Annotated in this window: 8 protein-coding genes and 2 pseudogenes; 5 read left to right on the forward strand and 5 right to left on the reverse strand. The window is 71.8% G+C overall.

Annotated elements, in window-relative coordinates; translation table 11 throughout:
- Nucleotides 1-311: pseudogene (locus M8J73_RS42595) on the reverse strand (hypothetical protein); the annotation flags it as partial.
- 91 nt (nucleotides 312-402) lie between these two features.
- On the opposite strand from M8J73_RS42595, the pseudogene M8J73_RS42600 reads away from it, so the two are divergent.
- Nucleotides 403-1,669 (forward strand): annotated as a pseudogene (locus tag M8J73_RS42600) (FAD-binding oxidoreductase).
- 10 nt (nucleotides 1,670-1,679) lie between these two features.
- On the opposite strand, the gene M8J73_RS42605 reads toward M8J73_RS42600, so the two are convergent.
- On the reverse strand, nucleotides 1,680-2,093 hold the full coding sequence (locus M8J73_RS42605; protein ID WP_055539019.1) for an SsgA family sporulation/cell division regulator: 414 nt from the start codon (nucleotides 2,091-2,093) through the stop codon (nucleotides 1,680-1,682).
- Nucleotides 2,094-2,402: 309 nt separating this feature from the next.
- On the opposite strand from M8J73_RS42605, the gene M8J73_RS42610 reads away from it, so the two are divergent.
- Both M8J73_RS42610 and M8J73_RS42615 read left to right on the forward strand, forming a co-directional pair.
- A complete protein-coding gene (locus tag M8J73_RS42610; RefSeq protein ID WP_249829847.1) occupies nucleotides 2,403-4,061 on the forward strand; it encodes an RDD family protein in 1,659 nt (552 codons plus the stop codon).
- A 66-nt stretch (nucleotides 4,062-4,127) separates the two neighbouring features.
- On the forward strand, nucleotides 4,128-4,796 hold the full coding sequence (locus M8J73_RS42615; RefSeq protein ID WP_055541415.1) for an RDD family protein: 669 nt from the start codon (nucleotides 4,128-4,130) through the stop codon (nucleotides 4,794-4,796).
- Nucleotides 4,797-4,885: 89 nt separating this feature from the next.
- Here the strand turns inward: M8J73_RS42615 and M8J73_RS42620 are convergent, their stop codons facing one another.
- Nucleotides 4,886-5,185, reverse strand: a complete 300-nt coding sequence (locus M8J73_RS42620; protein ID WP_055541414.1) for a hypothetical protein — start codon at nucleotides 5,183-5,185, stop codon at nucleotides 4,886-4,888.
- 453 nt (nucleotides 5,186-5,638) lie between these two features.
- Between M8J73_RS42620 and M8J73_RS42625 the strand changes: the two genes are divergently transcribed.
- Nucleotides 5,639-8,002 carry an immune inhibitor A domain-containing protein gene (locus M8J73_RS42625; protein WP_055541413.1) on the forward strand — a complete coding sequence of 788 codons (2,364 nt, stop codon included), beginning with the start codon at nucleotides 5,639-5,641 and terminating at the stop codon, nucleotides 8,000-8,002.
- Between the two features lie 123 nt (nucleotides 8,003-8,125).
- Entirely contained in the window at nucleotides 8,126-8,551 is a 426-nt protein-coding gene (locus M8J73_RS42630) for a hypothetical protein (RefSeq protein WP_055541412.1), read from the forward strand.
- Between the two features lie 254 nt (nucleotides 8,552-8,805).
- On the opposite strand, the gene M8J73_RS42635 is transcribed toward M8J73_RS42630, so the two are convergent.
- Nucleotides 8,806-9,393 carry an isochorismatase family protein gene (locus tag M8J73_RS42635; RefSeq protein ID WP_055541411.1) on the reverse strand — a complete coding sequence of 196 codons (588 nt, stop codon included), beginning with the start codon at nucleotides 9,391-9,393 and terminating at the stop codon, nucleotides 8,806-8,808.
- 370 nt (nucleotides 9,394-9,763) lie between these two features.
- A partial coding sequence (locus M8J73_RS42640; RefSeq protein WP_249829848.1) for a nicotinate phosphoribosyltransferase occupies nucleotides 9,764-11,001 on the reverse strand: 1,238 nt, incomplete at its 5' end.

An 11,001-nucleotide genomic window follows, 5' to 3' on the forward strand; every position in this document is an offset into this window, starting at 1 on the left:
CGCCCCGCGCCGATTGCCCCGCCGTCCCCGTCCGGCGCGACCACCAGCAGCCCGCCCCCGAGCACGACACACCCCACGAGCGCCCCGGCCACCGCCCGCCCCCGCCACCAGGGCGCCTCGCCGCGCCACCACGTCACCCGGCCGGCCCTCCCGTCCCGCCACCGTGCCGCCCAGCGGGCCTCGCCGTCCCGCCACCGTGCGGCCCGGGTCGCCGCGTCGTCCCACCACCGGCCGGCACCGCCCTCCCCGCCGTTCCCCCGGCCCCCGTCCGACCCCGGTACCGCCGACTCCTCGTTCCTCACACCGCTCATGTCGATCACTGTGCGTCCCCGCGGCGATCACATCCCGTACCCGGCGGTCGGCGGCGACGGCCTTCACACCGATGGCCGTGAGTGCGAACCTGTGATCATGAGCCGTATCGAAGCCCCGCGCGACGAAGTGACCGGCAACCTCGTCGACCGACTGCTCAGCGGCCTGCCGCCGGAGGCCGTGCTCACCGACCCGGACGTCACGGCGTCGTACGCGAACGACATGGCGAGCTTCTGCGAGGCCGGTGCCCCGGCGGTCGTGGTGCTGCCGCGGACCGTCGAGCAGGTGCAGCACGTGATGCGCATCGCCACCGAGCTGCGCGTCCCGGTGGTCCCGCAGGGCGCCCGTACGGGACTGTCGGGCGGGGCCAACGCCTCCGAGGGCTGCATCGTGCTGTCCCTCACCAAGATGGACCGGATCCTCGAGGTCAACCCCGTGGACCGGATCGCGGTCGTCGAGCCGGGCGTCGTCAACGCCGCTCTCTCCCGCGCCGTCGGCGAACACGGACTCGCCTACCCGCCGGACCCCTCCAGCTGGGAGATATGCACCATCGGCGGCAACATCGGCACGGCCTCCGGTGGCCTGTGCTGCGTGAAGTACGGGGTGACCGCCGAGTACGTCCTCGGCCTGGACGTGGTGCTGGCCGACGGCCGGCTGATGTCGACGGGCAGGCGCACCGCCAAGGGTGTCGCCGGGTACGACCTCACTCGGCTGTTCGTCGGCTCGGAGGGCTCGCTCGGCATCGTCGTCCGCGCGGTCCTCGCCCTCAACCAACGACCTCGGCAACATGGGTCTGCCGGAGACCACCGAGGCGCTGCTGCTCGCCGCGTTCGACACCCCCGACCCCACGGCCGACCTCGCGGCGGTGGCTCAGCTGTGCGAGGCCGCGGGCGCCACCCAGGTCGTCCCCGCCGACGACGCGGCCGAGTCCGAACTGCTGCTCCAGGCGCGGAGGATGTCGCTGACCGCGCTGGAGGCGGTCAAGGGCACGACGATGATCGACGACGTGTGCGTGCCGCGCTCCCGGCTCGGCGACATGCTCGACGGCGTGGAGCGCATCGCCGAGAAGTACGACCTGACCATCGGGGTCTGCGCGCACGCCGGCGACGGCAACACGCATCCCACCGTCTGCTTCGACGCGACAGACCCCGACGAGTCCCGGCGCGCCCGCGAGTCCTTCGACGAGATCATGGCCCTCGGCCTGGAGCTCGGCGGCACCATCACCGGCGAGCACGGCGTGGGCATCCTGAAGAAGGAGTGGCTGGCGCGGGAGATCGGCCCGGTGGGCATGGAGATGCAGCGGGCGGTGAAGGCCGTCTTCGACCCGCTGGGCATCCTCAACCCGGGCAAGCTGTTCTGAGCCGGCCGCCTCACTGGGCGAGCAGTTCGGCCAGCCCGTCGTCGATCCGCAGCATCTCGAACTCCGCGCCCGGCGGCACGATCCGCAGGGTGCGCTCCAGCCAGGCCGACACGGCGGCGGCCGGCGCCTCCAGGAGTGCTTCCCCGCCCGGCGAGCTGAGCGCCATCAACACGACACCGCGGCCCGACACCTTCGTCGGCCACACCCTGACGTCCCCGCCTCCGCACGGCCGGAACACCCCCTCCACCAGCAGCTCCCGCGCGAACGTCCAGTGCACGGGCCGGTCGGAGTTGATGTGGAAGGTGATGTGGACGGCGTACGGGTCGTCGCTGCGGTAGCCCAGCTTGGCCGGTACGGGGACGCTCTGCTCGGGCGACAGGACGAGCCGCAGCTCCAGCTCGCGTTCCACGACGGTGTGCCTCATGGTGGTCATTCCTCTCCGGTGCGGGGCCCGGATGCGGGCCCGTACGAGTGAGAGGGGAGCGGGGGCTTCATCATTACGCGGGTCCGCGGAACTTTTTCCGACGAACGCGCCGACGACCGTGCGACGACGCGCGACGCCGCGCGAGGACCGCGCCGAGGGGCGGCCGGACGCCCCGCGCGCGGGCCCGGCCCGTAGCAGATCCCGTGCTCGAAAGGGGCGGGTCCGGCGGCAGCGGTCATGGGACTTGCGCCCGTCTGGTAGATGTGGATGCCCCCTCTTCCACCCCCGAGCAGATACGGGACGACGGACATGAGCGCCCCAACCCCGGCCCCCGGCGACGACAGGCCCCGCGAAGGGTATTACCCGGACCCCTCCATTCCTGGATATGTCCGGTACTGGAACGGTGCCGCCTGGGTGCCGGGCACGAGCCGTCCGGCGCCCACCGACGGCGAACCGCTCGCCCCGCCCCCCGGCTCACCGGCCGTGGAGGAGACGGGCCCGCACTTCTTCGACGAGGACCCCGAGCCGGGCGGGCCCGCCGGCCGTCCCTCCGCCGACTCCCTGCACGGCAACCGCCCCGAACCCGCCTCCGCGTGGGGCGCCGACCGCTCCCGGCAGACCGGCTTCGGGGGCGACAAGGACCGCCGCGTCTCCTGGGGTTCACCCCGGCCGGCCGGCCAGGGCCCCGACCCGCGGGTCTCGCTCGCGGCGGACGCGGGCGACCCGGCCGCCGAGTCGGGCCGCACGGCGAGCACGGACGGCACGGCGACGATCCCCCCGGCGGACGACGACACCGGCGCACCCGAGGGCACGGTGGTCTTCCGCCGCCCCCACACCGGCGCGGGCGGGGGCGCGGAGTCGTCGCGGGCCGACGGCACCATGGCGTTCCGTACGAACTCCCCAGCAGCCGGACCCCAGGGCGCGGGCCCCCAGGGCGTGGGCCCCCAAGGTGCGGGCCCGGCCCCGGGTGTCTTCGGCGCGCCGCTGACCAGCGCGCAGGCCGCCGCCCAGCAGGCGTTGGGGCTCGCCCCGCAGGCGTCGTCCGCGACGGCACCGGCCGCACCGCCGGCCCCCGATCCGACCCCGACCGCCGTGCCCTCCGGACCGCAGCAGGGCCCGCAGGCCGCCCCCACCCCGCAGTCGCCCGCCGCGTCCCCGGCGGTCGCCGCGCCCGCCGCCCCCCTCACCCCGACCCCTCCGCCCCCACGGCAGCCGGAACAACCGGCGGTCGGCGGCTCCTTCGCGCAGGTACCGCAGACCCCGCAGGCCCCGCCGACCGGGCAGCCCGCCCCCGGCCTGCCCCAGCAGCCCACCGCTGTCCGGCAGTCGGCCGACACACCCATGGCCGTCGGGTCCGGCGGCGGTCAGCCCTCCTGGGCGCAGCAGGTGCACCGGCTGGCGGGCGGGGACGTCGAGCAGCCGGTCGCCCCCTGGAAGCCGGTGGTGGAGGACCCGTTCCAGGCGGTCGCCCGACGACAGGCGGAGGCCCGCCCCGCCGGGCTCGGCCGGCGGCTGGTGGCCCGCCTCGTGGACAGCGCGATCGTCGGTTCCGTCACCGCCGTGGCCGCCGTCCCGTTCGGCACCAAGGCGCTCGACCACATCGAGGGGAAGATCGACGCGGCCAGGCTCTCCGGCGAGAAGGTCACCGTCTGGCTGGTCGACGGCACGACCTCGGTGTACCTGGGCATCATCCTGGGCGTCCTGTTCGTGGTGAGCGCCCTCTACGAGGTGCTGCCCACCGCCAAGTGGGGCCGCACCCTCGGCAAGAAGCTGCTCCGCCTGGAGGTCCGGGACATCGAGGGCCACGAGCCCCCGTCGTTCGGCGGGTCCCTGCGCCGCTGGCTCGCCCACACCGTCCCCGGTCTGCTCGGCATCGGTGTCGTCGGCGTCCTGTGGTGTGTGATCGACAAGCCGTGGCGCCAGTGCTGGCACGACAAGGCGGCCCACACCTTCGTCGCCGGCGAGTAGCCGTACTCGTACTCCGTACGGCCCGTGCCGGATGCGGAGCCGGAGGGTTCGCGGTCGACTCGGGCCATGAGCAGCGAACCGCCGCCCTTCGGCTCCGGTCGGTCCCCGGACGACGACCCGTTCAGGAAGCAGCCCCCGCCGGACCAAGGCGGCGGCACCCCGTCCGGAGAACCGCCGTACGGCAGCCAGCCGCCCCCGTACGGCAACGAGCCGCCGCCCTACGGCGGTGACCCCTACGGCGGCGACCCCTACGGCGGCGGTGCCTTCCCCAACGACCCGCTCCTGGGGATGCCGCCGCTCGCCGACAGCGGCAAGCGGGTGCTCGCCCGCCTCATGGACATGATCCTCGTGGGCATCGTCGTGGGGCTGCTGGCCTGGGCGTTCAGGATCAGCCAGTACACCGTCGACACCGACGACATCGAGTTCAGCAGGTCCGTGGGGCAGGAAGTGCTCGCCGCGGTCCTCTACATCGCGTACGACACGTTCTTCACGGTCAGGAACGGCCAGACCCTCGGCAAGCGGGTGATGAAGCTCCGGGTGGCGAACCTCAACGACGGCAACACGCCCTCGACGCAGACCTCGCTGCTGCGCGCGGCGGTGCTGTGGATCCCCTTCGCCTTCTGCTGCGCCTGCATCTGGACGGCGATCGCGGGCGGCTGGAGCTTCTTCGACAAGCCGTTCAAACAGGGTCTGCACGACAAGGCGGCCAAGACGGTGGTGGTCAGCACGGAGTGAGCGGACTCACACGCGGAAACGGCGGGCCCATGGAGCACGGGCCCGCCGTCACGTTTCTGCGCGGCGTCCGGGTGGGGCGCCGAAGTGGTTCAGGAAGCCGTCGGCTCGTGCACCGGTTCCCGCTCCCGGACCGGCTCGGGCGCCGCGCCCGCCGGAACGGTCGCCGGGGCCTTGACCCCGTTCCCGGTGGCGACGGTGGAGGCCCTCGCCGAGGCCGGCTTGGGCAGCGGCACGGTCAGGGAGACGAGCAGGCCCAGGGCGAGGGCGGAGAGGGCGATCACCGCGATCCCCACGCCGGAACTCGTCTGTGACAGCAGCAGCATGGCGAGGGTGGACAGGATCACGGTGCAGGAGCCGTAGGCGAGCTGTGCGGTCGTCGGACGAGGCATGGCAATCGTGTCCTCGGGTGGGGTCTCCCCGTGCCTCTCGCGCTGAGGGGAGGTTGCGGATACGAATCAAAGGTGAAGCAGTGCTGTCGGCTTGGCTTCCGCCGACGTCCGGCGCTCCGCCAATCGACTCTATTCGCCAGGGTGCCCGAGGGGAACGACGGGTAAGCGTGACCTGACCCACGGGGATGGGGGCACAGGGGGCGCACCGAGTCATGGAGTCCAGGAAGTGGACGCATATGCGCGCCGGTTGGCGACGGTACATAACGTCCGCATAACGAACAAGCGCTTCCCGTAGACGGCATTAGCGCCTTGACCTGTGCAAGTCAAGATCTGTTTTTTCTCTCGAAACTCCAGTCGAATGTCGTCACTTGACTACACGCGTATACCGCGCGCGGACTTCCTCCACGACCAGGACATCCCCTCCGCGCGGACGGGCGCGGGGGAGGACCTCAAGTGACCACTAGACCCTGGACGTTCAGGGCGGCGGCGATCAGCGTCGCCATGGCGACGGCCGCGGCCACCTTCTCGACCTACGCGATGGCGCAGGACGGCGACGGCAAGACGGCAGCCGCCGCGAACCGCCACGACCCGGCGGACCACGCCGGGCACGGCGAGCACGACCATGACCTCGAAGGCCCCATGAGCAAGACTCAGGAGGCCCAGCGCGAGGAAGCTCTCAAGCAGGTCATATCCGGCGACGCCACGGTCAAGAACCGTGACGGCTCGAAGGTCGTGAAGCTCAAGAGCAAGAAGGGTCAGAGCAAGTACGTCGAGCTCGGCCGCGAGAAGACCGACAAGATCTTCACGATCCTCGTCGAGTTCGGCAACCAGATCGACAGCCAGTACGGCGGCACGCCCGGCCCGCTGCACAACAAGATCGCCAAGCCGAACCGCAAGAAGGACAACTCCACGGCCTGGCAGGCGGACTACAACCGCAAGCACTTCCAGGACATGTACTTCGGCACCGGCAAGAAGACCGAGTCGATGAAGAAGTACTACGAGAAGCAGTCCTCGGGCCGCTACTCGGTCGAGGGCACGGTCTCGGACTGGGTCAAGGTGCCCTACAACGAGGCCCGCTACGGCAACAACAAGTGCGGCCAGTCGAACTGCACCAGCGTGTGGAACGTCGTCAGCGACGGTCTGACCTCCTGGGTCGCCCAGCAGAAGGCGGCCGGGCGCACCGACGCGCAGATCAAGGCCGAGGTCGCCAAGTACGACCAGTGGGACCGTTACGACTTCGACGGCGACGGCGACTTCAACGAGCCCGACGGCTACATCGACCACTTCCAGATCGTGCACGCCGGTGAGGACGAGTCCGCCGGCGGCGGCGCGCAGGGCACGGACGCCATCTGGGCCCACCGCTGGTACGCGTTCGGCACCGACGCCGGTGTGAGCGGCCCCGAGGGCAACAAGCTCGGCGGCGCCAAGATCGGTGACACGGGCATCTGGGTCGGCGACTACACCATCCAGCCGGAGAACGGCGGCCTCGGTGTCTTCGCCCACGAGTACGGCCACGACCTCGGTCTGCCGGACCACTACGACACCACCGGCAACGGCGACAACTCCACGGGTTTCTGGACCCTGATGTCGTCCGGTTCCTGGCTCGGCACCGGCAAGAACGAGATCGGTGACCTGCCCGGCGACATGACCGCCTGGGACAAGCTGCAGCTGGGCTGGCTCAACTTCGACACCGCCAAGGCCGGCAAGCAGTCCACGCACAAGCTGGGCCTCGCCGCGTACAACACCTGGGACAAGCAGGCCCTCGTGGTCGAGCTGCCCAAGAAGAAGGTCACCACCGAGATCGTCGAGCCCGCCGAGGGCGCAGGCCAGTGGTGGAGCGGCAGCGGTGACAACCTCTCCAACACGCTGACCCGTTCCGTGGACCTCACGGGCAAGTCGTCGGCCGCGCTCACCCTCGACGGCTGGTACGACATCGAGGCCGAGTACGACTATCTCTACACCGAGGTGTCGACGGACGGCGGCGCCAACTGGACCGCGATCGATGGCACGGTGGACGGCGCGGCGATCCCGAAGGACGCCAGCGGCAAGTCGGCCCTGACCGGTTCCTCCGGCACGTACAAGAAGCTGTCGTACTCGCTGGACGCCTACGCGGGCAAGAAGTTCGACCTGCGCTTCCGCTACCAGACGGACGGCGGCGTGGCCCCCAAGGGCTTCGCGGCCGACCGCATCTCCGTGGTCGCCGACGGCGGCGCCCTGTTCACCGACAACGCGGAGAGCACGGACGCGGCCTGGACGACGAAGGGCTTCTCCCGCATCGGCGCGTCCATCACGGACGACTACGACCAGTACTACATCGCGGAGAACCGCCAGTACGTCTCGTACGACAAGACCCTCAAGGTCGGCCCGTACAACTTCGGCTTCTCGACCACGCGTCCGGACTGGGTGGAGCACTACCCGTACCAGAACGGTCTGCTGATCTGGAAGTGGGACACCTCGCAGGCGGACAACAACACCAGCACCCACCCGGGTGTCGGCCTGGTCCTCCCGATCGACTCCCACCCGAAGGCGCTCAAGTGGGCCGACGGGACGCTGATGCGCAACCGCATCCAGTCCTACGACTCGCCGTTCAGCCTGTACCGCACCGACGGCCTGAAGCTGCACAAGGCCGACGTGCTCACCACGATCCCGTCGTCGAAGGGTGTGTCGACGTTCAACGACCACACCAACACCTACTACGACGAGACCAACCCGACGGGCGGTGTCAAGATCACTGACACCAACACCAAGATCAAGATCGTCAAGGAGGCCAAGGACGGCTCCACGATCTCGCTCCTGGTCGGCCCCGCGGTGAAGTAACCAGCATTTCCGCAGGTCAGACCATGTCCGGCCGCGACCCCCTTGGCGGGTCGCGGCCGGACGTGTTTAGGTGCGTGCTGTGGCCTTCTTATTGACACTGACGCGCACGGGGGTGTGACCTGCATGGCCGCAGGAGGTTTCTGCAAACTGCCGGACGGCAATGTCGTCGTCGCCCTGAACCTGCCGGCACCGCCGCCCCGGGACCCCGTCCCGGCCGGTCCGACCACCCGGGTCGAGGCGCCCGCACGGGCCCTGCCGGCCCCCGCCGGGGGGCTCCCCGGGGTGTCCCCGGCGGACGACGGCTCGGTCCGGGTGCTGGTGCTGGCCGCGAACCGGGCCCGCGCCCTCACCCGGCTGCGCAACCTGGGGCTGCGCGCGATCTACCTCCGCGGCAACGCGGCGCCTCCGACGCCGGACGAGATCACGGCGGTGCTGCACCACCCCGACGGGCTGATATGGCGCACGTCGGCGGTCTGCCCCACATCCACGACCCCTGAGCTCTGGCACCCCATCCGCGCCCTCCTGCGGAGGCCCCGGGCCCACGTCTGAGGCGGCTGGGTGCCCGCTGGGCGTCCGCGCGGAGCGGTGCCGCCGGAGGCGCTTGGCGCGGCCGCTCGCCGGGAGGGGTGGGTGCTGGATACACCGGGTGACGTCCTGGGACGGGGCCTGGTGACGTCTCAGGCCGGTGGCGCGCAGGGTCGCTCTCGCTCTCGGCGGGAGCGGGGCGCGCCGGCTGTGCCGCGGCCCTCGGGTGCGCCGGGTGGCGGCTGCCGGGAGCGGGACGGCGCTGGGGCGTGCGCGGCTCAGACCACCGGCTTGCCCGTGAGTTCCACTCCCGCCTCGCGCAGCTCCTCCAGGGCCCGCTCCGTCGTCTCCTCGGCGACTCCCGCGGTCAGGTCCAGCAGGACCTGGGTGCGGAAGCCCGCTCTCGCGGCGTCCAGCGCCGTGGCGCGCACGCAGTGGTCCGTGGCGATGCCGACGACGTCGACCTCGTCGATGTCGCGGGCGCGCAGCCAGTCCGCCAGGGAGACGCCGTTCTCGTCGGCGCCCTCGAAACCGCTGTACGCGGCGGCGTACGCGCCCTTGTCGAAGACGGCATCGACCGCGCCGGAGGCGATCGCGGGGGCGAAGTTCGGGTGGAAGCCGACGCCCTCGGTGCCGGCGACGCAGTGCGCCGGCCAGGAGTGGACGTAGTCAGGGTTGTCGGCGAAGTGGCCGCCGGGGGCGATGTGGTGGTCGCGGGTGGCCACCACATGCCGGTAGCCGGGGCCGGCCGCCTGGCCGATCAGCTCGGTGATGGCGGCGGCCACATCGGCACCGCCGGCCACCGCGAGGCTGCCCCCCTCGCAGAAGTCGTTCTGCACGTCAACGACGATCAAGGCGCGGCGCATGGTGTCGGTGTCCTTCGACTCTTCGACTCTGGGTCGGTGTGGAGTGGGTTTCCTGACGCGGGGAGCGTGCGGGCCCGGCCGATCTCTGCGGGACTACGAACTTCCGAGCCTAGAGACTTCCGGAGGCGTTCGGGAGGGGGCATCCGGCGCTCGTCCGAGGCGTGGACCGGGGCACGGGCCGAGCACGCGGGCGCTGACCGGCTCACACCAGGGCACATCGGGCGCCCCCGCACCTGTCCGCTCCCCATGTGCGCCCGCACCCCCAGTTTCCCGCTCGCCCGCACACCGATCCACTCCCGGCGTGCGCCCACCCCGCGCCCGCTCGCTCTCCCCTGGGCCGGGGCCGGCCCGGACTCCCGGCGTACGCCTCTCAGACGTACTCCGTGGGGAGAACCGGCTCCCCGCGCGACAGCTGGGTCGCGGACAGCGGCAGCCCCGCGCGGGCGGCCGTGTGGCGGTCCCGTACGACGTCCAGGGGCTCGCGGGCGAGGACCCGGCCGTCCCTGACCAGCGGGACCAGGAGCTGGTGCTCCTCCAGCTCCGCCGGGACGGGCCCGGTGCCGATGACCTCGGCCTCGGCGACCCCGTGCTCGTCCACGCGCCGGGCCGCCCACTTGCGGCCCCCGACGGACGTCTTGCCGCCGGTGGACTTCTTCGCCACCGGCACCAGCGGCGCCGTGGGGTCGGCGGACTCCGCCCGCGCCACCAGCTTGTAGACCATGGAGGCGGTCGGGTGCCCGGAGCCGGTCACCAGCTGGGTGCCCACCCCGTACGCGTCCACGGGTGCCGCCGCCAGCGAGGCGATCGCGTACTCGTCGAGGTCGGAGGTCACGATGATGCGGGTGCCGGTCGCCCCCAGCTCGTCCAGCTGCTGCCGCACCCGGTGGGCCACCAGCAGCAGGTCACCGGAGTCGATGCGGACCGCCCCCAGCTCGGGCCCGGCGACCTCCACGGCCGTCCGTACGGCCTCGGTGACGTCGTAGGTGTCGACGAGCAGCGTGGTGTCGCGGCCGAGGGAGTCCACCTGGGCCTGGAAGGCGTCCCGCTCGCGGTCGTGCAGCAGGGTGAAGGCGTGGGCGGAGGTGCCCACGGTCGGGATGCCGTAGCGGAAGCCCGCCGCCAGGTCGGAGGTGGAGGCGAAGCCGCCGACGTACGCGGCGCGCGAGGCGGCCACGGCAGCCAGCTCGTGCGTGCGCCGGGCGCCCATCTCGATCAGCGGGCGGTCCCCGGCTGCGCTGGACATCCGGGAGGCGGCGGCCGCGATCGCCGAGTCGTGGTTGAGGATGGACAGGATCACGGTCTCCAGGAGCACGCACTCCGCGAAGGTGCCCTCCACCCGCATGATCGGCGAGCCGGGGAAGTACACCTCGCCCTCCTGGTAGCCCCAGACGTCGCCGCTGAAGCGGTAGCCCGCCAGCCAGTCGAGGGTCTCCGCGTTGACGACGGAGCGCTCACGCAGGAAGCCGAGGACACCGGGGTCGAAGCGGAAGTTCTCCACCGCGTCCAGCACCCGGCCCGTTCCGGCCACCACGCCGTAGCGCCGCCCCTCCGGCAGCCGCCGCGTGAAGACCTCGAACACCGACCGCCGCTCGGCCGTACCCGCCTTCA

The sequence above is a fragment of the Streptomyces neyagawaensis genome, from assembly GCF_023516595.1.
Classification (GTDB): Bacteria; Actinomycetota; Actinomycetes; order Streptomycetales; family Streptomycetaceae; genus Streptomyces; species Streptomyces neyagawaensis.

Bases quoted from the DNA above. Each gene is read 5' to 3' on its own strand.
- M8J73_RS42610 (WP_249829847.1), top strand. From the start codon at position 2,403: ATGAGCGCCCCAACCCCGGCCCCCGGCGACGACAGGCCCCGCGAAGGG.
- M8J73_RS42620 (WP_055541414.1), bottom strand. From the start codon at position 5,185: ATGCCTCGTCCGACGACCGCACAGCTCGCCTACGGCTCCTGCACCGTG.
- M8J73_RS42605 (WP_055539019.1), bottom strand. From the start codon at position 2,093: ATGAGGCACACCGTCGTGGAACGCGAGCTGGAGCTGCGGCTCGTCCTG.
- M8J73_RS42635 (WP_055541411.1), bottom strand. From the start codon at position 9,393: ATGCGCCGCGCCTTGATCGTCGTTGACGTGCAGAACGACTTCTGCGAG.
- M8J73_RS42630 (WP_055541412.1), top strand. From the start codon at position 8,126: ATGGCCGCAGGAGGTTTCTGCAAACTGCCGGACGGCAATGTCGTCGTC.
- M8J73_RS42615 (WP_055541415.1), top strand. From the start codon at position 4,128: ATGAGCAGCGAACCGCCGCCCTTCGGCTCCGGTCGGTCCCCGGACGAC.